This window comes from Nocardioides cavernae (genome assembly GCF_016907475.1).
Taxonomy (GTDB): Bacteria; Actinomycetota; Actinomycetes; order Propionibacteriales; family Nocardioidaceae; genus Nocardioides; species Nocardioides cavernae.
Genome location: NZ_JAFBCA010000001.1, coordinates 1330060 through 1355803, shown reverse-complemented (window position 1 = coordinate 1355803; position 25744 = coordinate 1330060). Strand labels below are relative to the sequence as shown.

19 protein-coding genes and 1 tRNA gene are annotated in these 25744 nt (G+C 70.8%); 5 read left to right on the top strand and 15 right to left on the bottom strand.

From position 1 onward, the window contains the following. Positions 1–242: 242 nt before the first annotated feature. Complete coding sequence (locus tag JOD65_RS23925) at positions 243–2399, top strand: DUF5005 domain-containing protein (protein WP_191193235.1); 2157 nt, start codon at positions 243–245, stop codon at positions 2397–2399. Here JOD65_RS23925 and JOD65_RS06300 read toward each other — a convergent pair. Beyond that, complete coding sequence (locus JOD65_RS06300; RefSeq protein WP_191193236.1) at positions 2341–5424, bottom strand: MMPL family transporter; 3084 nt, start codon at positions 5422–5424, stop codon at positions 2341–2343. The two genes, JOD65_RS23925 and JOD65_RS06300, sit on opposite strands and share 59 nt — an antisense overlap. Positions 5425–5597: 173 nt before the next feature. Next, entirely contained in the window at positions 5598–6698 is a 1101-nt protein-coding gene (locus JOD65_RS06295) for a hypothetical protein (protein ID WP_191193237.1), read from the bottom strand. 506 nt (positions 6699–7204) lie between these two features. On the opposite strand from JOD65_RS06295, the gene JOD65_RS06290 reads away from it, so the two are divergent. After that, entirely contained in the window at positions 7205–8398 is a 1194-nt protein-coding gene (locus JOD65_RS06290; protein ID WP_191193238.1) for a cation:proton antiporter, read from the top strand. 21 nt (positions 8399–8419) lie between these two features. On the opposite strand, the gene JOD65_RS06285 is transcribed toward JOD65_RS06290, so the two are convergent. Genes JOD65_RS06285 through JOD65_RS06270 form a run of 4 tightly spaced genes read right to left on the bottom strand, consistent with a single transcriptional unit; the run spans position 8420 to position 13869 of the window. Then, a complete protein-coding gene (locus tag JOD65_RS06285) occupies positions 8420–9454 on the bottom strand; it encodes a cytochrome d ubiquinol oxidase subunit II (RefSeq protein WP_191193239.1) in 1035 nt (344 codons plus the stop codon). Then, complete coding sequence (locus tag JOD65_RS06280) at positions 9454–10884, bottom strand: cytochrome ubiquinol oxidase subunit I (RefSeq protein WP_191193240.1); 1431 nt, start codon at positions 10882–10884, stop codon at positions 9454–9456. The genes JOD65_RS06285 and JOD65_RS06280 overlap by 1 nt, the downstream gene beginning before the upstream one ends. Beyond that, on the bottom strand, positions 10881–12278 hold the full coding sequence (locus JOD65_RS06275) for an NAD(P)/FAD-dependent oxidoreductase (protein WP_191193241.1): 1398 nt from the start codon (positions 12276–12278) through the stop codon (positions 10881–10883). The genes JOD65_RS06280 and JOD65_RS06275 overlap by 4 nt, the downstream gene beginning before the upstream one ends. Positions 12279–12288: 10 nt before the next feature. Beyond that, positions 12289–13869: a GMC oxidoreductase gene (locus JOD65_RS06270; protein ID WP_191193242.1), complete on the bottom strand. Its 1581-nt coding sequence runs from the start codon at positions 13867–13869 to the stop codon at positions 12289–12291. A 191-nt stretch (positions 13870–14060) separates the two neighbouring features. On the opposite strand from JOD65_RS06270, the gene zwf reads away from it, so the two are divergent. The 3 genes from zwf to JOD65_RS06255 are packed head-to-tail and all read left to right on the top strand — an operon-like array spanning position 14061 to position 18352. Continuing rightward, positions 14061–15467 carry a glucose-6-phosphate dehydrogenase gene (zwf, locus tag JOD65_RS06265; protein WP_204810979.1) on the top strand — a complete coding sequence of 469 codons (1407 nt, stop codon included), beginning with the start codon at positions 14061–14063 and terminating at the stop codon, positions 15465–15467. After that, positions 15464–17344, top strand: coding sequence for a glycoside hydrolase family 15 protein (locus JOD65_RS06260; RefSeq protein ID WP_224747114.1), 1881 nt, complete (start codon positions 15464–15466; stop codon positions 17342–17344). The genes zwf and JOD65_RS06260 overlap by 4 nt, the downstream gene beginning before the upstream one ends. 60 nt (positions 17345–17404) lie before the next feature. Further along, complete coding sequence (locus JOD65_RS06255; RefSeq protein ID WP_191193244.1) at positions 17405–18352, top strand: aldose 1-epimerase family protein; 948 nt, start codon at positions 17405–17407, stop codon at positions 18350–18352. 15 nt (positions 18353–18367) lie between these two features. Here JOD65_RS06255 and JOD65_RS06250 read toward each other — a convergent pair whose 3' ends face one another. The 9 genes from JOD65_RS06250 to JOD65_RS06210 form a co-directional block, all read right to left on the bottom strand. Then, the gene (locus JOD65_RS06250; RefSeq protein ID WP_191193245.1) at positions 18368–18796 is read right to left on the bottom strand and encodes a hypothetical protein; all 429 of its coding nucleotides are present in this window, start codon (positions 18794–18796) and stop codon (positions 18368–18370) included. Positions 18797–18882: 86 nt separating this feature from the next. Next, positions 18883–20187: a DUF2254 domain-containing protein gene (locus JOD65_RS06245; protein ID WP_191193246.1), complete on the bottom strand. Its 1305-nt coding sequence runs from the start codon at positions 20185–20187 to the stop codon at positions 18883–18885. Between the two features lie 185 nt (positions 20188–20372). Then, positions 20373–20448 (bottom strand) — tRNA-Ala (locus JOD65_RS06240). A gap of 80 nt (positions 20449–20528) precedes the next feature. Then, a complete protein-coding gene (sepX, locus tag JOD65_RS06235; RefSeq protein ID WP_191193247.1) occupies positions 20529–21458 on the bottom strand; it encodes a divisome protein SepX/GlpR in 930 nt (309 codons plus the stop codon). A 60-nt stretch (positions 21459–21518) separates the two neighbouring features. After that, positions 21519–22139: a GNAT family N-acetyltransferase gene (locus JOD65_RS06230; protein ID WP_224747115.1), complete on the bottom strand. Its 621-nt coding sequence runs from the start codon at positions 22137–22139 to the stop codon at positions 21519–21521. Beyond that, a complete protein-coding gene (locus tag JOD65_RS06225) occupies positions 22136–22612 on the bottom strand; it encodes a MogA/MoaB family molybdenum cofactor biosynthesis protein (RefSeq protein ID WP_191193248.1) in 477 nt (158 codons plus the stop codon). Before JOD65_RS06225 ends, JOD65_RS06230 begins: the two co-directional genes overlap by 4 nt. Positions 22613–22625: 13 nt before the next feature. Further along, entirely contained in the window at positions 22626–23105 is a 480-nt protein-coding gene (gene moaC / locus JOD65_RS06220) for a cyclic pyranopterin monophosphate synthase MoaC (protein ID WP_191193249.1), read from the bottom strand. After that, complete coding sequence (glp, locus tag JOD65_RS06215; protein ID WP_191193250.1) at positions 23105–24334, bottom strand: molybdotransferase-like divisome protein Glp; 1230 nt, start codon at positions 24332–24334, stop codon at positions 23105–23107. Before glp ends, moaC begins: the two co-directional genes overlap by 1 nt. Then, the gene (locus JOD65_RS06210; protein ID WP_191193251.1) at positions 24327–25742 is read right to left on the bottom strand and encodes a UTP--glucose-1-phosphate uridylyltransferase; all 1416 of its coding nucleotides are present in this window, start codon (positions 25740–25742) and stop codon (positions 24327–24329) included. Before JOD65_RS06210 ends, glp begins: the two co-directional genes overlap by 8 nt. Positions 25743–25744: the final 2 nt, after the last annotated feature.

Genomic DNA, 25744 nt, shown 5'->3' with positions numbered 1-25744 from the left:
GGCCGAGGGGGTGTCGCATGATGCGCCCGTCCGATGAGGGAACCCCCGACGTGTCGCCGTACCCCGTCCGATCAGGTCCATGCATGCGAGCACGAAGACGTCGGGCACCGGGCCCGTCACCGGCTGCTCGACAGCTCGGCATCTCGAAGGACGTCGAGGCCGAGCACGTCTAGTCGACCATGGTCCGACCAGCGAACCTCTGGGACACTCTCACCACCTGATCGACCGTCGGACGGTGTGGTGTGGCATCGAGGCAGCCCGCGCGTCGCTGGACGGTGGCGGCGTGCCTGGTCGTCATCGTCGCCCAGGGCGTCGCCCTGGCAACGATCACCCTGCGCGGTGACGCCCGGGAGCCGCACCGGGTCCCGCTGCTGATCGCCGCGCCGGCCGTGGTGGCGCTGTCGCTCTCCCACGACGCCGACGCGATGTCGGGCACGCCGTTCGATGCCACCTGGACCGATGACGAGGACGAGGCCCGCTCCGAGGTCCTCGACGGCACCGTGGTGGCGGCCGTGCTCGTCGACCTGCGCAAGACGCAGGACGTCGTGCTCGTCAACGCGCGCACGGATGGCAAGCTCAACGACGCGGTCGTCGACCGGGTCACGGCGATCTCCGCCTCGCACGACCGGACCGTCACGGTCCAGGAGGTCGCCGGGTCGGGCTCGGCCCGTGCGGCCAGCCGCGTCCGCTGGTTCGTCATCCTGAGCGGCCTGCTGGGGTTCGGCTTCGTGCTCGGGATCTCCTTGGTCAGGGGGCCTGTCGCAGGGGCCGCGCGGCTCGGCATGCTGCGGGTCCTCGGCCTCGGCGTGGTCGCGGTCGCTGGTGCCTTCCTGCTGCAGCTGCTCCCGTGGACGCGACTGCCCGGCGACGACCTCACCATCATCGGGCTGGGCGCTCTCTACGTCTTCACGATGGGTGCGATCACCCTCGCAGTCGAGGCGCTGGCCGGGCTCGTCGGACTGGCGGCCGCGGCGGCGACCTACCTCGTCCTGGCCACCCCCTTGCTGACCGGCACCAGCCACTACCTGCTACCAGCGCCCTGGCCGGCCGTGACGCCGTGGATGCCGACCGGCGCTGCCCAGGCCACGCTGGCCGACGTGGCCTACTTCGGTCGCGGTGTCGATCGCCCGCAGCTGCTGGTGGTCACCGCCGGCGCGCTGGTGGCCGTGGTCACCCTGGTGCTCGCCCGCCGGCTGAGCGGGCTCTCCCAGGGTTCAGGGAAGGTGGAGGCGGTGCCCGTGCGGCACTGGCAGCTGCGGGTGCTCGGTGCGGTCCTGCCGCTCGCGGTGCTTGCGGGGCTGGTGGTCGCCTTCGTGCCGACGGACGTCGTCGCCACGCCCGCGTTGCCGAGCGTGGCCACGCAGACGACGTGCGTCGATCGCGGCGGTCGCCCCAGGACGGTGACCGAGCTGAACGACCAGATCGCCCACCTCCAGGGGACCCCGGCATTCCAGGGCGCCGACGTCGGTGCCGACGCCGAGCTCGGGGACGGTCGGTTCCTCGTCGTGTTCGGCGACACGCTGCGCAGCGAGGACTTCGACGGACCTCTGTTCGCGCGCAACTCGATGCTGCTGTGGGACACCGACTGCGTGTCGGTGGTGCTGCCGCCCTCCCAGGGCGCCCTCATCCCCGACCGCAGGGACGGTGTCGGCTACTGGCCGATGTCGACCGCCGTGGCCCACCGACCCGGCTACGACCTCGTGCTGGTCTCGGCCCAGCGGGTGAGGGCCACCGGCGCCGGCTCGTTCGACTTCGCCAACCTCGGGCCGTCGCTGGCGGTGTTCGTGGTGGCCCAGGGTGGGACACCGCAGCTGATCTCCGTCAGGGACATCGGACCTGACGACCCGAAGCGGAGCCGGCCGGAGTGGGGCGCGGCGATGGCCGTCGACGACAACTGGCTCTACCTCTACGGGACCGCCAACCCGGACACCGAGGGTGTCTTCGGGTTCTCCCTCCAGGTCGCGCGGGTGCGGCCGGACCACGTGCTCGACGCCTCGGCGTGGCGCTTCTGGGACGGCAGCACGTGGCAGCGCGACGCCCGCGAATCGGCCCAGCTGGTGGCGGCCGTCGAGGGTGTGTCGCAGACGCTGAGCGTCTTCCACCGCGGCGACCGCTGGTACGCGCTGAGCAAGAAGGACGGAGACCTCGGCGACCAGATGGCCTTCTGGACCGCCCCGCGAGCAACCGGACCCTTCACGCCCACCGAGCCGGTCGCGGATCTACCCGCCGACCAGGACACCGGCGCGATCACCTACATGCCGCTCGCGCACCCACAGATCTTCCCCCAGCCGGGGACCATGGTGACGTCGTACAGCAACAACAACACCGACCCCCAGAAGATCAAGGAAGATCCGACGCTCTACCGTCCGACGTTCCTGCGGGTTCCGCTGCCGAGGTGACGGCGGGCTCGCCCTCGATCGAGACGTGCGGCAGGATCCGGTCCAGCCAGCGCGGGAGCCACCACGCCGCCCGCCCGAAGAGCACGAGGATCGCGGGCGCCAGTGTCACGACCAGGATGCCGGCGAGCAGCACCGCCACCGACAGACCGACGCCGAACTGCTTGATGGTCGGGTCGATGTTGAGGATGAAGCTGGCGAAGACCGACGCCATGATCAACGCCGCGGCGGTCGTGATGCGCGCGCTCGACGCCAGCGCCGCCTGCACCGCCTCGCGCGCCTCCTCGCCGGCGTGGTGGTGCTGCTGCACGTGGCTGACGAGGAACACCTCGTAGTCCATCGACAGCCCGAAGAGCCCGGCGAACATCATCAGCGGCACGTAGCTGGCGATCGGCACGGACCCGTCGGCGGTGTCGATTCCCAGCAACGAGATCCCCCAGCCCCACTGGAAGGCGGCGGTCAGCACCCCGAACGCGGCGGCGGCCGAGAGGAGGTTGGTGATCGCCGCCTGCAGCGGGATCAGCAGCGAGCGGAACGCGACCATCAGCAGGAGGAAGCCCAGCAGGATGACCGTCCCGATCACCAGGAGCAGCCGCGCGGAGATCAACGAGGCCAGGTCGACGTACGACGCCGTGTAGCCGCCGACGTGCGACGTGATGCCCCCTTCCTCGTTGGTGTCCGGGAGCACCGTGTCGCGCACGTGCACGACGAGGTCGGCGGTGTCGTCGGAGGCCGGCGAGGTCTCCGGGACGGCCGAGAGGAGCACGACGTCACCCTTCTTGTTCAGCTGCGGCGGGGTCAGCGCCACCACTCCTGCCGTGGCCGACAGGCCCTTCTGGAGGCGCACGACGCGCGGGTCGGTGCCGCGCTCGTCGCCTCCGGCCGTGGTGACCATGTCGGTGAGCTGCTGCTTGAGCTTCTCGGCCTGGGCCTGCTCCTGCTGGGCCTGCTTCTGCTGGGGCTTGAGGTCATCGGCCTGCTGCTGCAGCTCAGTCGCCTGCTGCTGGAGCTCGTCGCCCTGCCGGCGCAGCGAGTCCGCCTGCTGCTGGAGCTGGTCGCCCTCGCGCTGGAGCTCTGCGGCCTGCTGCTCCAGCGAGGTCTTCTGCCGCTGGAGGCCGTCGGCCCGGCGCTGCAGCGCGTCGGCCTGCTGCTTGAGCCGGGCTGCCTCGGATCGCAGCCGCCGGGCCTGCTCCGCGAGCCGCCGGGCCTCCGCGGTGAGAGGGCGCAGCCGAGCTCGCACCTCGACCTGGCGCTCGCGGACCTCGACCAGACGGGCGCGCAGCCGCGCGACCCGGACCGGGTTGCCCTCGGCACGCTGGATGCGACGCTGGAGCACGCGCTCGCGCAGGCCGAGCCGGGCGAGCTCGCGGGTCAACGACCTGATCCGGCCGGCGACCGCACGGGCCCTTCGCTCGAGGGCTGATGCCTGGGCCTCCAGCCCTGTCTGCTCGGCCTCGAGACGGCGTTGCTCGGCCTGCAGGGCCGCGGCCTGGCGCTCGAGGCCCGCCTGCTCCCCCTGGAGCTGGTCGGCCCGCGCCTCCAGCGAGGCCTGGTCGCTCTCGAGCCCTGCCTGCTGGTCCTCGAGGGACTGCTGCTGGGCCTCCAGCTGCTGCTGCTGCCGCTGGAGCTGCTTCTTCTGCGCAGTCAGGTCCTTCTGCTTCTGCTGGAGATCTGCCTTCAGCGACTGCGCCTTGTCGTACTTCCGGGTGTAGGTGGCGCTCGGTGCGGCCACCGGGTCGAGGGCGGACGCGACCTGGAGGGGGCCGTTGTAGCCCACTCCGAACCCGTCGGTGACCAGGTCGTACGCCTGTCGCTCGGTCGTCTCCGGAGACGTCGCACCGACGTCCTCCTGGCCGAGCTCGAGGCTGAGGGCCGGGATGACCAGCGGCACCAGCGCTGCCAGCGACACGGCTGCGACGACGGCGGGGTGTCGGCGTACGACACCGGCCCAACGGGCCCACAGGCCGGCGCGGCGACTGCTCCGCGGACGCATGAACGCCGGCAGCGAAAGCCAGGCGATCCGGTGACCGAGCAGGCCCAGGAATGCGGGGAGCAGGGTGATGGCGACCAGCACGGCCGCGACGACGGCGATCGCGGAGGCCAGGCCCAGCGCGCTGACCAGCGGGATGCCCGCGACTCCCAGCGAGAGCAGGGCGATGACGACGGTGCAGCCCGCGAACACGATGGCGCTGCCCGATGTCGCGACGGCCTGCGCGGCGGACTCGACCGTCGACAGGCCGTCGCGGAGGTTCTCCTGGTGGCGGGTGATCAGGAAGAGGGCGTAGTCGATGCCGACGCCGAGCCCGATCATCGTGGCGAGCGTCGGACCGCTGGACGGGATGGCGACGGCGTGCCCCAGCAGCCCGACGACACCCAGGGCCACGGCGAGCCCCACCACGGCGGTGACGATCGGCAGCCCCATCGCCACCAGGCTGCCCAGCACCAGGGTCAGGATGATCATCGCGGCCACGATGCCGACGACCTCGCTGATCTCGGAGTCGTCGGTCGACAGCGTGGAGCCCACCGAGCCGCCGGCGGCCACGGTGATGCCGGCCCTGGTGGCGGGCGCCGTCGCGTCCACCACCTGCTGGGCCAGCTCGGGCGTCAGGTCTCCGGATCCGATGTCGAGGAGCACCGGCGCGAAGGCCGTCTGGCCGTCGTCGGCCAGCAGTCCTGCGGTCTGGCCGTCGCTGCTGACCGGGTCGGTGACGCTCGCGACATGGGGCACGGCAGCGATCGCCTTGACCGACTCGGAGACCGCCTTCTTCGCGTCGTCGTCGGTCAGCTTGCCGGTCGACACGTCGAAGACGATCGGGTTGACGCCGTTCTGCTGCGGCGGGAAGCGTTCCTGCAGGAGGTCCTTGGCCGCCTGGCTGTCCGTGCCGGGCAGGGAGAGGTCGTTGTTGGTCTGCGCGCCGAAGGTCGTCACCGCGGCACCGACACCGATGCCGATCAGCGCCCAGATCGCGATGACCACGAAACCGTGGCGGGCGCACCACGAGCCCAGCGAGCGCAGGAGGCGAGCCACGTCCCGAGGATCCCTAGGTCACCCGAAAGGGTGCAAGCGGGCAGGGACGATATCCCCGATCTGGGGTGGGTGCGCACGGGTCCGGGACCAGGTGGTCTCGACCACCTCGTGCCTGTCATCGGGCGGCCTGTCTCCCGGACGCCAGGGGAGACGGGGTCATGGCGGCGCCGCCCCTAGCGGGCATCGACCGGAACCGACTCTCCTTCTGGCGGCGCAGCCACGGCGGTGTCCTTGCCTGCACCGACGAGCACCTGGACGACGCACAGGCCCAGGACCACCGTCGCGAGGGACCACCAGAACCGCTCCATGGTGATCTCGTTGCCCCAGATCAGGACCAGCACCCCCACGAGGACGGCGAGGACGCGCAGCCAGCCCTGGTTCCCCGTCACCCAACGCCCTGCGCTCCCCACATGGTCGCCGCCCACCCGTGCCCCGAGGCTCTCGAGTCCCGAGCCCAGGCTCGTGCGGACCGCTGTGCCGTACCTGTTGGCGCCGGCGAAGCACCCTGCGACGACCAGCAGCAGCCCGAGCGCGAGGAGGACGCCCCGCCCGCGCTCGAGGTAGGCGAGCAGGGTGTCGTAGAAGACCTTGCTCGCGGGGCCGAAGACCGTGCCCGAGAGCTGGTTGACGAACAGCTGGCGCCCGATGCTGAGGCACAGGGCCAGCAGGACGGCATTGGCGGCGAGAACTGCTCCGATCAGCACACCCATCCGCGGGCGGCGTCGGGCCAGCACGAAGGCGAGGAGGTAGAGCACCGCCACGACGGGGAGCATCCAGATGGCCAGCGGGTTCCCGAAGGCATAGATGGTGCGGAGCTGCTCGAGCTCGTCGGACTGCACCAGCACGATCTGACGGTCGGTGGCCGGGATCGGGACGTTCTCGACCAAGGTCAGCCCGCGGGCGACGAGCCGCTCCTTCACCGCCTTGATGACCTCGTCGACATCGAGCACGAGCTGGTCGCCCTGGACCGTGACAGCGCCCGTGCCCTCGCCCGTCAGGACGCGCTGCAGCGCCTGCTGCGCCCTGATGTTGACCTGCAGCCACAGCTCGGCGAACTCGTCGGAGGCGATGAAGGCGCGGACCTCCCGCTCCACCAGACTGTTGATCGCTGCCGACAGGGGCCCGACCAGCTGCTCCAGTCGCGGCCTCTCGGTGATCACGCCCTCGAAGACGTTGTTGAGGACGGCCTCGATGTCGACCTGCTTCTCGATGGCGGCTGTCACCGTGGTGGCGATGGCGTCCTGCACCTCGGGCGAGTCGATCAACGGATCCACGGTCGCGACGTACCGCTCGGTGTCGTTCAGGGTGCGTTGACCCCAGTACGCGACCCCCGCGGGTGTGGTCAGGAGCCCGGCCAGCACCAGGCAGATGACCGCCGCTATCGAGCGGCCCCGAGACGGTTTCTCGGGTGCAGGCACTGTCTCCGTCGGGGTGGTGGGCGTGATCGGTGGCGAGAGTTGCGACATGGCTTCTCCGTCGAGAGTGAGGGAGGGAGGGCGCGACCGTGGTCGAGCCGCCTCGGTCCCGAACGTAGATCGACCGCCCCGCCCGTCACCTCCCCCGAGTCGGGTGAGGGCCGGCCGTCACGAGAGCACGGACGAGGCTGGTCAGGCATGGGGCGTTCGACGCGTGTCTCACCCACGGCGGAGGATGCCGCTCCGCGCGCGGTCGGCCACGATCGGCCACCTCGGCGTCTCTGCGGTGCGTGCCTGGCGCGAGGTGTTCCGACCTCTGACGGGACGCCGGCTCCAGTCGGTCGTGAGCGTCGAGAGGTGGGCGGATGGACGTCGAGACGGAGCTGCAGGCGCTGTTGGTCGTCTCCGTCGTCTCGTTCGCCGCGCCTTTCATCAGCGCGTTCCTGGCGCGGTTGCTGGTGCCGCAGGTGGTGGTGCTGATCGCGGGCGGCGTGCTGATCGGACCGCAGGTCGGCGGGCTGGCGCAGGCGGAGTCCGTGGAGCTGGTCGCCAACGTCGGGCTGGGCTTCCTGTTCCTGCTCGCTGGCTACGAGCTGGAGCTCGACCACTTCCGGGAGCGGTCCGGACGACTCGCCATCGCGGGCTGGACGGTCAGCGCGGTCCTCTCGATCGGCGTGACCGGGGCGTTGTCGGCAGCCGGCCTGGTGAACGCCTTCGTTCCAGTCGCGCTGGCCCTCACCACGACGGCACTGGGGACACTGCTGCCGATCCTGCGCGACAACGACATGCTGGACGGCCCCCTGGGACGGTTCATCATGCCTGCCGGGGCCGTGGGCGAGTTCCTGCCCATTGCCGGCATCGCGATCTTCCTGGGCTCGCAGGGTCGCCTGGTCGGCCTGATCTCCCTCGTGGCGATGTGCGCGGTCGCGCTCGGTCTCGCGTGGCTCCCACGGCTGGGCCGGCTGCCCCGGATCGAGGCGATCTCCCGTGAGGGCGAGCACGCGACGTCGCAGATCACGCTCCGACTCACCCTGATGCTCCTCTTCGGCCTGCTCGTGCTCGCCAGCGACGTCGGCCTCGACGTGGTGCTCGGCGCGTTCCTCGCCGGCGTGATCCTGCGCCACTGGGCTCCCGGCGACGTGGCGGCCCTGGAGGAAAAGCTCGATGCCGTCGGGTACGGGTTCTTCATCCCCGTCTTCTTCGTCTCCTCCGGCATGAGCCTGGACCTGGCCTCGATCCGGGAGGCTCCGCTGCGTCTGGTCGCCTTCTTCGTGCTGCTGCTGGCGGTGCGTGGACTTCCCTCGTTCGTCCTCTACCGCCGCGACCTGGACGTGCGGCAACGCGCTCAGATGATGCTGCTCACCGCGACCTCGCTCCCCCTGCTGGTGGCGCTCGCCACGGTGGGCCTGGACACCGGGCACATGCTCCCGGAGAACGCCGCCGCGCTCATCGGCGCCGGCGTCCTGTCGGTGATGTTCTTCCCTGGCCTGGCCGTCGCCCTCGACCGCAGCACGCCACGGCCACACCGCGGTGACGAAGAACCGTCGGACCGGCGCTGACGTGGCCATCCCGGCTCCGGCTCACGGGGACGTCGGTCCGGGCACGGGCTCGGGCACGCCCTCCTCGGGCAGCAGTGACTTCTGGTCCAGGACGTACAGCAGCACGAAGGCCGGAACGATCAGCACCACCGCGAGGCCCGTGGCGACCAGCACCGCCGTGATCGTGCCTGTCGGCGCGGCCGCCGCCGAGACGGTCAGTGACTCGGGGAGCACGTAGTCCCACTGGGCCACGCCCCAGGCGAGGACCACGCCGACGACCGCCCCGACCGCGGCCAGGCGCGCGCCCCGACGGATGCGACGCGCGACCAGCACGAGCGCGGCCACGCCCGACGCTGCGGACAGGACCACCAACGCCAGGGCTCGCGAGGTGAGGCCGTCGAAGAGGTACTCGGCATCCCGTTGCATCACGACGATCCCGACCGCGGCTGCCACGCCGGCTGCGACCGCCGCGACGGTCGCCCGGCGGCGGAAGTAGGCGATCATCGTCTCGTCGGAGAGCCGGTCCGCGTCGCGGACCAGGAAGAACGCGGCCAGGTAGGCGTCCAGGCACACCACCAGGAGCCCGACGACCACGGACGTCGGGTTGACCCAGCTGTCCCACGGGTCACCGGCCTTGCCTCCTGCCGGGACCCGGCCCGAAGCGATGCCGCCGACCACGGCACCGAAGCAGTAGGGCACGAGCACCGACGAGACCGCGAACGCTGCGCCGAAGTTGCGACGGTCCCGGGTCGCGAACACCGCCTTGCGGAACGCGAAGCTCGCTCCCCGCAGCACGATGCCGAGCGCGGCGAGGGTGAGCGGGACGAACATCGTCAGGGTGATGGACGCGTACGCCTCCGGGAAGCAGGTCCACAGCAGCACGAAGACGAAGATCAGCCAGACGTGGTTGGCCTCCCAGACCGGAGCGATGGCGTGGTCGATGACCTCGCGAGGCCGTCGCCCGCGCCTGCTGCCCCCGGCCACGAGGTCCCAGAACCCGGCTCCGAAGTCAGCACCTCCGAGGACGGCGTACGCGATGACCGCGACGAACAGGATCACGGCAGCCGTCGTGGCCATCACACCGGGACCTTCTCGTCGTCCGCGGGGGAGGACGGGTCCGGGTCGTTCGGCCCGTACGGCACGTCGGCCTCGCCGTTGCGGTCACCCTCCCGGAACCTGCGGCTCATCTGCCGCAGCACGAGGATCGTGGTCACGCCCAGGCCGACGTAGAGCAGCACCACGCCGATGAACGTGATCCAGATCCCGGTGTTGCCGGTGGCGGCGTCCTCGACCTTCATCTTCTCGTAGACGATCCACGGCTGCCGTCCGACCTCACTGACGACCCAGCCCGCCTCCATGGTGATCACCGCGAGCACCCCGGAGGCTGCCGAGGCCCGGAGGAACCACCTGCTCCGGGGCATGTCCCGCCGGAAGATCCAGGCCGCCCACCACCACAGGGTCAGCAGGAACAACATCGTGCCCAGGCCGATCATCAGGTCCCAGGCGAGGTGGGTCACGTTCACCTGGTGGTTGGTGGGGCGGTCCGCGGCGGGGGTCTCCTCGAGGCCCTGGATCTCGGTCGACGTCCCCTTGCCGGGGTCGGACAGGATCGATGCCAGCCCCGGGATGGGGATCCCGCCGACCACCTCACCCTCCGAGTCGAGGTGTCCGAGCAGCACCTCCGGCACGTCGCTGCTGGTCTTGGGCACCATCTCGATCGCCGCGAACTTGGTGGGCTGGTTGTTGTAGACCCAACGCGCGAGTCCGTCACCGACGCCCATCTGCACGGGCGTCGCGATCGCCGCCACCGTGAAGGCGATGACGAAGCCGGTCCGGTGGTAGTGGTCGGCGCGCCCGCGCAGCATTCCCACCGCGTACACCGAGGCGACCATGAAGCCGCCCACCAGGTAGGCAGCCACCACCATGTGGGCCGCCATCAACGGCATCGCGTCGTTGAAGATGACCCTCATCGGGTCGACATCGGTGACCTTGCCCGACGCGTCGAGCGTCACGCCCTGGGGCGAGTTCATCCACGCGTTGGCCGACACCACCGCGATGCTGCCGAAGATGCCGGCGACCGCGATGGGCACACCCGTCCAGAAGTGGGTCCACGGCTTCAGGCGCCGCCACCCGAAGATGTAGATCGAGATGAACACGGCCTCGGCGAAGAAGAAGATCCCTTCGAACGCGAACGGCACGCCGAAGGCCGCACCCCACTGCCCCATGAACTTCGGCCACAGCAGGCCGAACTCGAAGGACAGCACCGTCCCCGTCACGGCGCCCACCGCGAAGGTGACCGCCATGTACTTCGACCATCGCTGCGCGAGCAGCAGGGCGTCCGCGTCGTCGTGCTTGATCCCCCGGTAGTTGGCGATCAGGGCCATCACGGACCACGACACCCCCAGCGGGACGAGGATGATGTGGAAGGCCAGCGTGAACGCCATCTGCGACCGTGCCCACGGCACCGGGTCGACGGCGAGGGGGACGCTCGTCAGGACCTCGATCATGGCGGCGGATGTCCGTCGTCCGGGGCTGCGTCGCCGGCGTCGTCGTGTCGCACGAACGGTGGCACCACTCGAGCGATGTCACCCTCGCCGGCCTGCTCGAGGACGACCCGACCGACCGTCTGCCGCACCGTGATGGTGCGTTCGGCGCGCCCGCCCGCCGCGAACGTCCCGGTCCAGTGGAACATCGCGGAGAGCCGGTTCCTGAAGCCGGTGAGGAAGGTGATGTGCACCAGGAGCCACATCAGCCAGCCGAGGAAGCCGGACAGCCGGAGCTTCCTGAAGCTGACCACGGCGTGGAACCGGGAGATGGTGGCCATGCTGCCGAGGTCCCGGTAGGTGAACATCGCCGCTTCCTCGCCGTGCAGCCGGCGCTTGATCGTGTTGGCGGCGTGGATGCCTGACTGCATGGCCACCTCGGCGACACCGGGAAGGTCGCGGAGCGCCATCATGTCGCCGATCGCGAAGACCTCCGGGTGGCCGGGAAGCGTGCAGTCGTCGTTCACGACGATGCGACCGGCACGGTCGCACGTGGCCCCGCCGGCCTCGGCGAGCAGTCGGGCCAGCGGCGACGCCTGCACGCCGGCGGCCCAGATCTTCGTGCGACACACGATCCGCTCGGTCGTCCCGTCGGCGCCGCGGACCTCGACCCCGAACGGGTCGACGTCCGTGACGACGGACTTGCTGCGGATCGTGACCCCGAGCCGGCGCAGCTCGGCGGCCGCCTTCGCCGAGAGGCGGTCGCCGAACGTCGCCAGGACCTCCTTGCCGCCGTCGACGAGCAGGACCTCGGCCTCCGAGGGGTCGATCCGGCGGAAGTTGCCCTGGAGCCCCGTGCGGGCCAGCTCCGCGATCTGGCCCGCGATCTCGACCCCGGTCGGTCCCCCACCGACCACGACGAAGGTGAGCCAGGCGCGACGCGCCTCCGGGTCCGGCTCGTTCTCCGCCATCTCGAAGGCACCGAAGATCCGGCCACGCAGCTCGAGGGCGTCGTCGATCGTCTTCATCCCCGGCGCGTAGCGGGAGAACTCGTCGTGGCCGAAGTACGACTGCGCTGCTCCGGCGGCGACGACCAGGCTGTCGTACGGGTAGGTGCGGACCGTGCCGTCGGGCCGCTGCGCCGTGACGGTCCGGGCGGCCAGGTCGAAGCCCTCGACCGTGGCCATCTCGACGGTGACGTTCGCGTGCCGCCGCAGGATCTCCCGCAGCGGGGGCGCGACCTCGCCCTCGGACAGGATCCCGGTCGCCAGCTGGTAGAGCAGCGGCTGGAAGAGGTGGTAGTTCCTCGCGTCGACGAGCGTCACCTCCACAGGCGCCCGGCGCAAGAACTTGGCAGCGAACAGCCCGCCGAAGCCACCTCCGACGATGACGACCTGGTGAACCGGGGAGTCGGCCATCGCGCCGCGGTCAGGCCAGCCGCTCGGCCAGGTGGTCGCCGACACGTAGCGCGTTGGCGATGGCGGTCAGGGAGGGGTTCACGGCGCCGATGCTGGGGAAGAAGCTGGTGTCGACCACGTAGAGGTTGTCCAGGTCGTGGGCCTTGCAGTTCACGTCGAGTGCGCTCGAGACGGGGTCGCGGCCGAACCTGACGGTGCCGGCCTGGTGGGCCGTCGCACCGATGGGCATGCTCTTGTGCAGGTAGAGGCTGCGGTCCAGCAGGTGGTGTCGCCGCATGCCCAGCTTGTCGAGCATCCCGTCGAGCTTGTGGCGCAGGCGCTTGACGCCCTCGACGTTGTTCTTCTCCTCGACGTTCAGGTGGATGGCGCCGTCGCGGTCGAGCGTCACCCGGCTCTCCGGCAGCGGCAGGTCCTCCCCGCAGAGCCAGAAGTCGACCGCGTGGTGCGCCAGGACCTCGAAGGGCAGGTCCGGTGAGAGCCGGCCGGCCCAGCGCGGCGCCTGGGCGTGGATCTCCTCGTCGTCGGACTTGCCGAGCATCTGCATGCCGCCGAGGGGGAAGTCCCAGTCGTCCGCACCCAGGTACCAGTCGTTCATCGCGAGCGTCTTCTGGAACCTGGTGGGGTTGGGCTCGCGCGAGACGGCCATCAGGGCGACGTTGTTGTGCCTCATGTAGTGACGGCCGACCACGCCCGAGCCGTTGGCCAGGCCGGTCGGGTAGCGATCGTTGTGAGACCTCAGCAGGAGGGCCGCGGAGTTCACCGCGCCACACGCGACCACGACGAGGTCACCGGTGAACGTGGTGACCGTGCCGTCGTCCAGGGTGGCGACGACACCGGTGACCGTGTGGCCGGACGCGTCGGTCTCGAGGCGCTGCACGTGCGCGCCGGTCACGAGGGTGACGTTGTCCTGGGCGAGGACCGGGTCGACGCAGATGACCTGCGCGTCCGACTTGGCGTCGAGCAGGCACGGGAAGCCGTCCACCCGGTCGCAGCGGATGCACGCGCTCGCATGTGCTGCGACGCCGGGCGCCGCCTCCTGGAGGTTCACGCCGATGGGCAGGTGGAACGGGTGGAGACCCTGCTTCTCCAGATCGTCGCTCAGCTGCTGGATGCGGGGCTCGTGGGAGACCGGCGGGTGGAGGTACTGCTCGCTGGCATGGCCCTCGCTCGGGTCCTCGCCGTGATGGCCGTGCACGAGGTACAGGTGCTCGGCCTGGGTGTAGAAGGGTTCGAGGTCGTCGTACGAGATGGGCCAGGCCGGCGAGATGCCGCCGTGGTGGCGCACCTGTCCGAAGTCCTCCGGTCGCAGCCGGAAGAGGGCCGCTCCGTAGAACTTCGTGTTGCCACCGACGTAGTAGTTGACCTCGGGCTGGAAGTCGTGGCCGTGCCCGTCGTACCAGACCTCTGGTGCGAGGTACTTGCCGCGGACGAACACCGCCTGCGTCTCCCAGTTGTCACGCTCCCTGGGCAGGAAGTCCCCGCGCTCGAGCCAGAGCACCTTCACGCCCCGTGTGGCGAGCCGGTGCCCGAGGGTCCCTCCCCCGGCTCCTGTCCCGATGATCACCACGTCGTAGTGCTGGTCGTCTGCCATGGTCGAACACCTCTTCTGGCAAGCGGTTCCGCCGAACGTGGCGCACCTACCCAGATTTGGCATCACCCCCTCCGGGTGATGTCCCTCTCGGCCTCGCGTCGGATCATCCGACGGAGCGGGGAGGCGCTGCGGTCACGGTGCTGTCCCGCCCCCATGTGGGGATGCGTGAGCAGAGGCTGAGGGGAAAGACGGTGGCACCGACGCAGAGCTCCGACCAGCGCCCGGCAGACGTCCTCGTGGTCTTCGGGATCACCGGAGACCTGGCGAGGGTGATGACGTTCCGGTCGTTGTACCGGCTGGAGGCCCGGGGGCTGCTCGACTGTCCCGTCGTGGGCGTCGCCGCCGACGACTGGAGCCTCGACCAGCTCGTCGCGCGCGCCCGCGAGTCGATCGAGGGCACGGGCGAGGTGATCGACCCGGCGGTGTTCGACCGTTTCACCGGGAGGCTGTCGTACGTGCACGGCGACTTCACCGACCCCGCCACCTACCAGCGGGTCGCTGACGCGATCAAGGGCGCTGAGTGCCCGGTGTTCTACCTCGAGATCCCGCCCTTCCTCTTCGGGAGGGTGGTGCACGGCCTCGCCGAGGCCGACCTGACCGGCTCGGCTCGCGTGGTCGTGGAGAAGCCGTTCGGGCACGACCAGGCATCTGCCGGGGAGCTCGCAGACGAGCTGCACCAGTACATCGACGAGTCGCAGCTGTTCCGCATCGACCACTACCTCGGGAAGATGGGGATCGACGAGATCCTGCACCTGCGCTTCGCGAACACGATCCTCGAGCCGGTCTGGAACCGGAACTACGTCTCGCACGTGCAGATCAACATGTCGGAGGACTTCGGCGTCGAGGACCGTGGCCACTTCTACGACCCCGTCGGGGCGATGCGCGACGTCGTGGTCAACCACCTGATGCAGGTCGTGTCGGCGGCGGCGATGGAGGCGCCCTCGCGCGGTGACCTGACGTCGATCAAGGATGCGCAGGTGGCCCTCTTCAAGGCGGTCGTCGCGGCGGACCCGGCTCACTACGTCCGGGGGCAGTACGCCGGGTATCTCGACATCGACGGGGTGGCACCGGACTCGGCCACGGAGACCTACGCAGCGATGCGGCTCGAGGTCGAGAACTGGCGGTGGTCGGGTGTCCCGTTCTTCATCCGGACCGGCAAGCGGCTCCCCGTCACCCAGACCGAGCTGCGGCTCGTCTTCAAACGTCCGCCACCGTTGGGCTTCGGCGTCATGGGGCCGCAGACGGAAGCGAACCAGGTCGTCGTCAAGCTGGACCCGTCGACGGGGATCCGCGTGATCCTGGACGCCCGCCGCAGCGACCTCTCGGCCGTCGGGAGGATCGACCTCGACATGGAGTTCGCCGACCAGGGCGGTGAGGGCGCCACGCCCTACGAGGTCCTCCTGCATGCGGCGCTGCGCGGGGACAGCACCCGGTTCACCCGGCAGGACGGGGTCGACGAGACCTGGCGGATCATGCAGCCGCTGCTCGACGCACCACCTCCGGTCCATGCGTACGCCCCGGGATCCTGGGGACCGGCGGAGGCAGACCGGCTGACGGCCGACTACGGCGGCTGGCACGACCCGTGGAACGCGCGATGAGCGACACGATGCCCCAGAGCGCCGCCGCGCCGTCGCCGTTCCCACCCATCGCCGACTACGCGTTCCTGTCCGACTGCCACACCGGCGCCCTGGTGGCGCCCGACGGGGCGATCGACTGGTTGTGCCTCCCGGGCTTCGACTCGCCCAGCGTGTTCGGCACCCTCCTCGACCGACAGGCGGGCTACTTCCGGCTCGGGCCCTTCGGGATCAACCACCCGACGTCACGCGCGTACGTGCCCGGCACGAACGTCCTCGAGACGACGTGGAAGACGCCGTCCGGCTGGGTGCTGGTCCGCGATGCGCTGACGATGGGCCCGCGGACGACCGACGACGTGGTGACGCCCCACACCCGGCCTCCGGCGGACGACGACGCCGACCACCTCCTGGTGCGGACGGTCCGCTGCCTGTCGGGGACCGTCGAGCTGGACCTCGTCTGCGAGCCGGCCTTCGACTACGGGCGTACGACGGCGGACTGGACGCTGGTCGACGACGAGCGGCACGCCGCCGACGCGACAGCCGACGGCCAGACCATGCGGTTGCGCACCGACCTCGCGCTCGGGGTGGAGGGCAACCGGGTCCGGGCACGGCACGTGCTCACCGCCGGCGAGGAGTGCTTCTGCGCCCTGTCGTGGGCCGACGGGCTGGCCGCGCCGGCCGATGTCGACGAGGCGAACGCCCGGATCGAGGCCACGGTCCGGTTCTGGCGCGCGTGGCTCGGACGGGCGCGGATGCCCGACCATCGCTGGCGCGACCCGATCCAGCGGTCGGCCCTGGCCATCAAGGGCCTCACGTACATGCCGACCGGTGCCACCGTGGCGGCCCTCACGACCTCGCTGCCCGAGACGCCTGGCGGCGAACGGAACTGGGACTACCGCTACACCTGGATGCGCGACAGCACCTTCACGTTGCAGGCACTGCACTACCTCAACCTGGACTGGGAGGCCGACGAGTTCATGCAGTTCGTCGCCGACCTCGAGCCGACCGAGTCGGGGGCCCTGCAGATCATGTACGGCATCGACGGCCGGCGCGACCTGACGGAGTCCACCCGCGACGACCTGTCGGGCTACGCGGGCGCTCGACCGGTGCGGGTCGGGAACGGGGCGTTCGACCAACGCCAGAACGACGTGTTCGGCGCGGTGCTGGACTCCGTCCTGCTGCACACCCGCCGCAGCCAACGCCTCCCGCGAAGGCTGTGGCCGATCGTCCAGTCACAGGCCCGATGTGCCAGTGAGGTGTGGCGTGAGCCCGACCAGGGGATCTGGGAGGCCCGCGGCGCCCCGCAGCACTACGTGTCGTCGAAGCTGATGGGCTGGGTCGCGCTGGACCGTGCGTCGAAGCTCGCGGAGATCCGGGGCGACGCGGAGCTCACGGTGACGTGGCGGGAGACCGCCGACGAGATCAAGGCCGACATCCTGGCGAACGGTGTCGACCACCGCGGCGTCCTGCGTCAGCACTACGGGACGGACGCACTGGACGCATCGACCCTGCTGGCGGCGCTCTTCGGCTTCCTTCCCGCCACCGACGAGCGGCTGCGCGCCAGCGTGCTCGCGATCGCCGACGAGCTCACCGAGCACGGCTTCGTGCTGCGCTACCGCACCGACGAGACCGACGACGGACTGTCCGGCAAGGAGGGAACCTTCCTCATCTGCTCCTTCTGGCTGGTGTCCGCACTGTCGATCATCGGCGAGGAGCAGCGGGCCCAGGACCTGATGGAGCGGCTCCTCCGGGTCGCCTCACCGCTGGGGCTCTTCGCCGAGGAGTTCGACGTCGAGACCGGTCGACACCTCGGGAACTTCCCGCAGGCGTTCTCACACCTCGCCCTCATCGAGGCCGCCGGACGCATCATCGCCGCCGAGATCGTCAGTGAGCTCACGTGAGTGCGCCTGCGTCGCGCTCTCCCCGACCGACGGAGACCTCGGACGTGGAAGGGGCGACGCATGCGGGCCCCGCCGTCGGGTGAGCAGTACGGCATCGCGCACCGCGACTCGGAAGCGGTCGTCACACAGGTCGGTGCGACCCTCCGCCACTACAGCGTGGGCGCGATGGACGTGGTCGACGGCTTCGGAGCCGGCAGGCGCGCCACCGACGGCCGGGGACAGGTGCTCGCACCCTGGCCCAACAGGCTGACCGACGGGCACTACGAGTATCGCGGCCGTCCTTGTCAGGCGCCGCTGAACGAGATCGGTCGACACGACGCCATCCACGGACTGGTGCGCTGGCTCGACTGGACCCTCGTCGAGCGGGACGCCGCTGCGGTCACCCTGGCCTGCGCCGTTCGCCCGCAACCCGGGTACGAGTGGCACCTCCACCTCCAGGTCACCTACGCGCTGGACGAGTCGGGGTTGACGGTGACCCTCGAGGCGGTCAATGCCGATCGTGACCCAGCACCGTTCGGGGTCGGCTTCCATCCCTACCTCACGCTCGGCACGGCGTCGATCGACGGACTCGACCTGACCGTCCCTGCTGCCGCCTTCGTCGATCCGGACGGTCCGGCCGGCGTGACGACGTCGACCGGCGTGGCCGGGACCCCGCACGACTTCCGGCAGCCGCGCAGGATCGGACCGATCGAGCTGGACACGGCGTTCAGCGACCTCGTCGTCGGCCGCGACGGACGTGCGGTGGCTCGTCTGGGCGACCCGGCTGACGGACGGTCCGTCGAGCTGTGGGTCGACCACGCCTTTCGTCACCTCATGGTCTACACCGCAGACCAGGTGAGCGAGCCGCACCGACGGCGCACAGCCGTTGCCATCGAGCCGATGACCTGTCCTCCGGACGCCTTCCGCACCGGCGTGGACCTCCTCGAGCTGGAGCCGGGAACACCGTGGCGGTGCTCGTGGGGGCTGCGTCCGGTCGTCGATCCGACGCGCCTGAGCGACGCGCGCTGACAACCGGGGCGGGCGTCAGCAGGTGCTGTCGACCGCGTCGACCAGCGCGCTGATCGACGTACCCAGGGCCTGGGACGCCGCGCCCACCGCGGCGATGTTCGGAGCAGTCGGTCCTGAGACGGCTGCGTCGAGGCTCGTGCCGAGGTCGGACATGGCCTCCTCGACGGTGTCCACCTCGTCCGCGTACTCGCGCTTGGCGTCCTTCACCACTGTGCTCAGGTTCGACCTCACCTTGTCGAAGGCCTTCTGGAACGTGTCCAGTGCGCCTCGCTCGACCTGCACGTCGGTCAGGGCTGTGACAGAGGACCGCAGGGCATCGACGCTGGAGCAGACGGCGGGGGTGTCGTCCTCACCGGATCCGGATCCACAGCCGGCAAGCGTCGCCACCAGCACCACGAGCGCGCCCGCCCACCAGAGGCGGAGGCGCGCGGCGATCAGGTCCATGATCGTCACGCTGCTCGATGGAGCGGCAGGCAGCATCCTCCACGGCGGGTGAACCGGGTGCCTCCTCGCACGAAGGTGATCAGACGCTACTCCCCGTCAGCGACGTGGGCCACGGGCGGCGCCTGGGAGGCCCCGCCGATTCCCTGCCGGTCCCGTCCGAGCGCGAACGCCTGGTCGGGGCCCTCGATGAAGGAGAGCCGTACGGTCCGGTCCAGCACCTCGAGCTCGCGTCGGACCGCGGGCCGATTGACGGGCAGGACGGTGTCCTCGAGGTCTGCGAGCATCGCCCTCAGGCGACGGCACACCTGCGGAGAACCCCGCCCGTACTCCCGGATCTCCGAGACACCGAGGTGGAGGTAGTCGTCCCAGGTGCGCATGCGAAAGGCGAGCCTCAGATGTCCCTCCGCGTCGAACAGGTACCCGTGCCTGCCCAGCTCCCGCTCTCCGACGTCAGTGAGCACGGCGCCCAGGTAGTTGATCATCTGCGTTGCTGTGGTGGGGTCGTTCACAGCGGGCGAGAGTGCCCGGATGGCGATGTCGACGATGATCCGCAGCGCGTACGCGGGGTCCTGGTCGATCGTTCGTTCGTGCCCCAACGCGATCTTCCCGCGGAGCCGTCGCAGCACGCGGCGGTCCGGTGAGCCGTAGACGTCCATGACCACCGAGCCGGCGTTCACGAAGTCGCCGACGGAGCACGTGAGCACGCACGTGAGGTCGTGCCGGGTGGCGACGGCGACCATCCCGCGCGCGTCCATCGCCTGGATCGCGCCCGACTTCCTCGACCGGACCTGGGCCCTGCGGCCCTGCACCTCCCGGGGACTCTGGTTCCCGGCCTGCAGGTCGATCCCGGCGTCATCGACCTCGGCGACGACAGCTCGACCCGACCGCGCCACCGCTGCGGCGACCGCGACCGGACGCAGCGCGTGCACGAAACGGTCCAGGTACAACAACAGCAGCACCAGGTCGACGGCGACGGCGAAGCCGGCCATGGTCACCCCGAGATCCGGTACTGACCCAGCCTCGATGGTGCCGAGCAGCGCGAACGAGAAGGCGAAGGTCGCGGTGAACGCAGCGAGCACCAGCTTTTGCAGGCGGTCGCGATACCAAAGTCGCATGAAGCGCGGCGAGAGGGTGCCGGTGGCCATCTGGACGACGAGGACGCCGACCGTGACGACGAGGCCCAGGAGCCCGACCATCGCCCCGGACACCGTCGTCAGCACGCTGATCGCGGTCGACGGCGAGTAGGACCACGATCCAGGCATCGTGACCCGAGCCTCCACACCCAGGTCGATGACGGCGAGTCCCGCGCCGGCGATCGCACCCAGCAGGGGCACTGCCCACAGGCTCTGGCGGAAGTGCTGCCGCAGCTGGAAACGGGCGGCCCAGCTCATCCGCCTCGTCTCCGCCCTGCAGGTCTGGACATCACTGCTCCCTCCTGTCCGCGCTGCACCTTGCTCTCAGGCTGGGACGACCGGCCGACTTGCACCTCACGCAGGGTGGGTGAGAGCGGTGGGGCCACTGCGCCGAAATGCGAGAAACCCGCAGGTCATGTCGACCTACGGGTTCTTCGGCGTGCTGGTGGAGCTGAGGGGATTCGAACCCCTGACCTTCTCATTGCGAACGAGACGCGCTACCAACTGCGCCACAGCCCCATGCGCCCGGAGGCGCGACGCCAAGATACACGAGCGGTTCGACGCCCACCCAATCGCCCTGGCGTCCGGCGGAGCAGGGCTCAGGCGCCGCTGGCGCGGCGGGTCTCGCCGGCCTCGCGCGCCGCCTTGGCGGACTGCTCGGCCGAGCGCGCGAGGGCGGAGTCGCCGTCGTTGTGGCCGCTCGACCAGACGCCTGTGGAGTCGAGGTCGATCGTGGAGACCGTACGCCGCTGGGCGGCCGGCTTGCTCACGTAGGTCGGCAGCGTGGTGGGCACCATGTCCCAGGCGCCGACGACCTGGACCTCGCCGGTGACCACGGCGGGGGCGTCGGCCGCGGGCGAGGCCGGGGCGTCGGGCACGCGGGGTTGGGGCGGGGTCACCGTGATCTCGCCGGTGTGGTCGGAGTCGTCGAGCTCCTCCTCGACGATCGGCGGCATGCCGATCTCGATCGCGGAGCGGGCGGCGCGCTGGCGGCGCTCTGCGCGCACCGACACCCGGCAGGCCACCAACCAGGCGACCAGGACGGCGACCGGCGCGGCGACCCACGGCCAGCCGACGACCTTCGCGACAGCGAGGCCGACCACGACGGCGTTGGCGAGCAGGACGAGCGCGAGGACGTTGCGGCGGCGCTTCGCGGCCCGGCGGGCGGACGCCCGCTCGGCGACCGGCGACAGGGCACGCGACGGCTGGCTCGTCGGCGTACGGCCCGCGGTGACGGTGGTGGTGACCTCACGGGTCACCTCGGTGGTGACCGACGCGGCGACGACCTCGGGCTCGGCGTGGGCCTTGGTCTCGACCGGCGGGCGCAGCGCGGCGCGGATCGGCGAGACGACCAGGCGCGCGTTGCGGCGGTCGACGGGCTCGCGTCGGGCGAGGACGCGCATCGTGTGGGAGAACTTCTCGACGGAACGGCTGCGGACGACCTCGTCATGGTGCTTGAGGGCCTTGGGGATCAGGTAGACGGCCCACGCCACGGCAAGGGCGACGAAGATGAGAGCGCTCAGGTCCACGTTCGAAGCGTAGGAGCGGGGAGCGTGAGCGAGGCGGATGTCAAGTGGTGTGTCGCAGAACTACTGGTGTGACTGGTGTGTCTCGAGCCGCGTGACCACACCCTCAGGGGCCTCCTCAGCCGTGACCGCGAAGATCCGGTGGTCGCGCCACGCCCCGTCGATGTGCAGGAAGCGTGGGGCGTACCCCACCTGCTCGAGACCCAGCTTCTCCACCACGCGCAGGGAGTTGGTGTTCTCTGGACGGACGCAGATCTCGACGCGGTGCAGCCCGACGGGGCCGAGGCAGTGGTCGATCACCATGCCCACTGCGCGGGGCGCGATCCCGCGGCCGGCGACCTCGGCGGCGACCCAGTAGCCGATCGACCCCCACTGCGCCGAGCCGCGCGCGACGTTGCTCACCGTGACCTGGCCGGCGAAGCTGCCCCCTACCTCGATGACGAAGGGCAGGCACTGCCCCAGCTTGGCCTGGTGGAGCAGGGAACGGGTGACCACCTTGTACGACGACGGGCGCGGCGATGCGCCCGGCGGCACGGTGGCGTCCCACGGCCGCAGCCAGTCGTGGTTGCGGGCGCGCACGGCCTGCCACTCGTCGGCGTCGGACCTGCGAAGGGCGCGCACGACCAGGCCCTGCGACTCCAGCCGGGCGGGCCACCCGGGAGAGGTGACGGACAGGCCGCTCAATGGTCGCTCCCGACGACCTGCTCCACGGCGTGGCGGACGACGGGCTCGAGGACGCCCAGGCCGTCCTTCACCCCGCCGCGGGAGCCGGGGAGGTTGACGACCAGGCAGTCGCCGGTGATCCCGGCGAGGCCACGCGAGAGCATCGCCGTCGGCACGCCCTTGGCCACCCCGGCCGCGCGGATCGCCTCGGCGATCCCGGGCACCTCGCGGTCGAGCAGCGGCGCGGTTGCCTCCGGTGTGCGGTCGGTGGGCGTGAGACCGGTGCCACCGGTGGTGAGGACCAGCCGGGCGCCGGCGGCCACGGCCGCGGCAATCGCCTCGCGCACCGGGTCGCCGTCGGGGACGACGGCGGGGTCGCCGCACTCGAAGCCCTGCTCGCGCAGCCAGCCGGCGATCAGCGGCCCGGTCTCGTCGGCGTACGTCCCGGCCGCGGCGCGGTTGGACGCGACGACCACCGCCGCCTGGAGGCTCATCGCTGCCACGGTGTCACCGCTTCCAGGGGCCCGAGCGACCGCCGCTCTTGCTCTCGACCTGGATGTCGGTGATGGTCGCGGCCTTGTCGACCGCCTTGACCATGTCGACGACGGTCAGCGCGGCCACCGAGACGGCGGTCAGCGCCTCCATCTCGACGCCGGTGCGGTCGGTGGTGCGGACGGTCGCGGTGATGTCGACGGACTCGTCGGTGACCTCGAGGTCGACGGTCACGCCGGAGATCGCCAGCGGGTGGCACAGCGGGATCAACGCGGGCGTCTGCTTGGCACCCATGATCCCGGCGATGCGGGCCACCGCCAGCGCGTCGCCCTTGGGCACGCCCTCGCCGCGCAGCAGCTCGATCACGGCCGGACTGACGAGCACGCGGCCGGTGGCGGACGCCGTACGGGTCGTGACGGGCTTGTCACCCACGTCGACCATGCGAGCGGCACCGTGCTCGTCCACGTGGGTCAGCCGACCCTGCTGGTCCCCCATCAGAACTCCTCGTCGAGCTTGCGGATGGCGACCATCTCGCCGGCCGGGATCGCGGTCGTGTCGGCGGGCACCTCGATGAGGCAGTTGGCCGCAGCGAGGTCGCCGATGAGGTGCGAGCCGTGACCGCCGACGGGCGACACGAAGGTGCCGCCACGGTCGGTCTCGTAGTGGCCGCGGACGAGCTGCACCTTGCCCTCCGGCGACGACAGGCCGTGGGTGAGCCGGGCGCGCCCGGCGGGCCGGGCGTAGGGCAGCTTGCCCATCATCCGGCGGATCGCGGGCAGCACGAACATCTCGAACGAGACGTAGGACGAGACCGGGTTGCCGGGGAGGGTGAAGACCGGAGTGTCGTCCTCGCCGACGGTGCCGAAGCCCTGCGGCTTGCCGGGCTGCATGCCGACGCCGCCGAACCACATCGAGCCGTGGTGCGACAACGACTCCTTGACGACGTCGAAGTCGCCCTCGCTCACGCCGCCGCTCGTGACGACGATGTCGGCACGGACGAGCTGGTCGCTCAGCGCCTCGGAGAAGGCGTGCGTCTCGTCGGGAACGATGCCGACGCGGTAGGCGATCGCACCGGCCGCGCGGGCGGCGGCGGCCAGGAGGTAGGAGTTGCCGTCGTAGATCGAGTCGCGGCCCAGCGGCGTACCGGGGTCGCGGAGCTCGGAGCCGGTGGAGATGACGACGACGCGCGGGCGGGGCCGGGTGCGGACGGTCGCGCGACCCACGGCGGCGAGCATGCCGAGGTGGCGCGGCCCCAGGACCGTGCCCTCCTCCAGCAGCATGTCGCCCTCGGTGATGTCGTCGCCGGTCGGCCGGATGTGCTGGCCGGGCGTGGCGGCGCGGCCGATCCGCACGTTGGCGACGCCGCGGTCGGTCCACTCGTAGGGCACGACCGTCGTCGCGCCGGCCGGCACTGGGGCGCCGGTCATGATCTTGACCGCGGTGCCCGGCGACAGGGCCAGGATCGAGGACTGGCCGGCACCGATCTCACCGACGACAGGGAGGGTGACCGGGGCGTCCTCGCTCGCGCCGGCGACGTCCTCGGCGACCACGGCGTAGCCGTCCATCGCGGAGTTGTCGAAGCTCGGCAGCGAGATCGGTGCGACCACGTCCTCGGCCAGGGCGAGCCCGAGGGCCTCCATCAGGGGCTGCGGGAAGGCCGGCAGCGGGGAGACCGTGGCGAGGATGCGCTCGACGTAGTCGGCAACGGGCAGCAGGTCAGCCATCGGTGCCCTGGGCCGGGTCCGGCTCGCTCAGGACGGTGCCGCCCTCGATGCGCTGGGCGGAGGAGGCCCCGAGCGCGACGTCGCCCACGACGCGCACGCCCTTGCCGAAGGTCCAGTCGCCCTCGACGGTGAACGACTCGGCCTCCCGCAGCGACGGGGCGCCCTCGGGGAAGCGCTTGTCGAAGTCACCGACCAGCTTGTAGAAGTCGCCGTCCAGCGACACGAACGGCACCTCGTCGCCCGTCTGGTCGAGCACGAAGTCGCGGCCGAGGTCGTAGACGTCGGAGCGCAGCACGAGCAGGTCGTCGGTCGTCTTCACGGGGACGAAGCGGTCGCGGCCGACCTCGATCGTGAGCGCGCCCTCGAACACCTCGATCGCGGCGCCCATCGCCGTCTCGATCTGGATGACCTCGGGCGTCGAGCTGTCGGCCGGGTCGAGGTGCTTGACGTTCTTGATCAGCGGCAGGCCGAGGATGCCGCCGCGGGCGTCGAGCGCGTCGACCATCGCCTGCAGGTCGAACCACAGGTTGTTGGTCGAGCAGTACTTGTGGCGGGTGAGGTCGGCCAGCGCGTCCTTGTCGGCGTCGAGCGTCTGCGCGGACTCGCGCAGCACGATGCGGCCGTCGGCCTTCCGGCGGGCGAAGTGGCCGCCCTTGCGGTCCGAGGGCGTACGACGCACGGCCTCGATGGCGAACGGCGCCCCGCTCTGGGCGAACCAGCCGGCCACCCGCGCGTCGGGCACCGCGCCGAGGTTGTCGGAGTTGGAGACGAAGACGTAGCGGTAGCCGGCGTCGAGCAGCCGCGCCAGCAGGCCGGTGCCGCGCAGCGCGGTGTAGATGTCGCCGTGGCCGGGCGGGCACCACTCGAGGTCGGGCTGCTTCGGGTAGGCCGCGGGCATCAGGTCGGCGGCGAGGAGCTTGGGCTCCTTGTTCTGCAGGAACTCCAGCGGCAGGCCCTCGACCGGAAGGTCCTCGTAGCGCGCGAGCGCGGCCATGGTGTCGGACGAGGTGCGGAAGGAGTTCATGAACAGCAGCGGCAGCGTGGCGTCGTACTCCTTGCGGAGGTGCAGCACCTGCCGGGCGATGATGTCGAGGAAGCTCAGGCCGCGGCGCACGCACAGCAGCGACTTCGCTCGCTCCATGCCCATCGACGTGCCGAGGCCGCCGTTGAGCTTGATGACCGCGGTCTTGCGGACGGCCTCGGCGGCGTCGCCCTCGGCGACCTCGACGTCGGCCAGCGACTCCATGTCGAGGGGCTCGATCGAGCCCTCGGCGATCATGCCGGTCTCACCGTGCTCGAGGAGCCGGTAGTAGTGCGCGAACGTGTCGATCGCGACGTCGTCCACGCCGGCCTGGCGCATCTTCTCGCGCGCGAGCGCGAGGCCCTGCGGGTTGCCCTTGCTTGCCATGC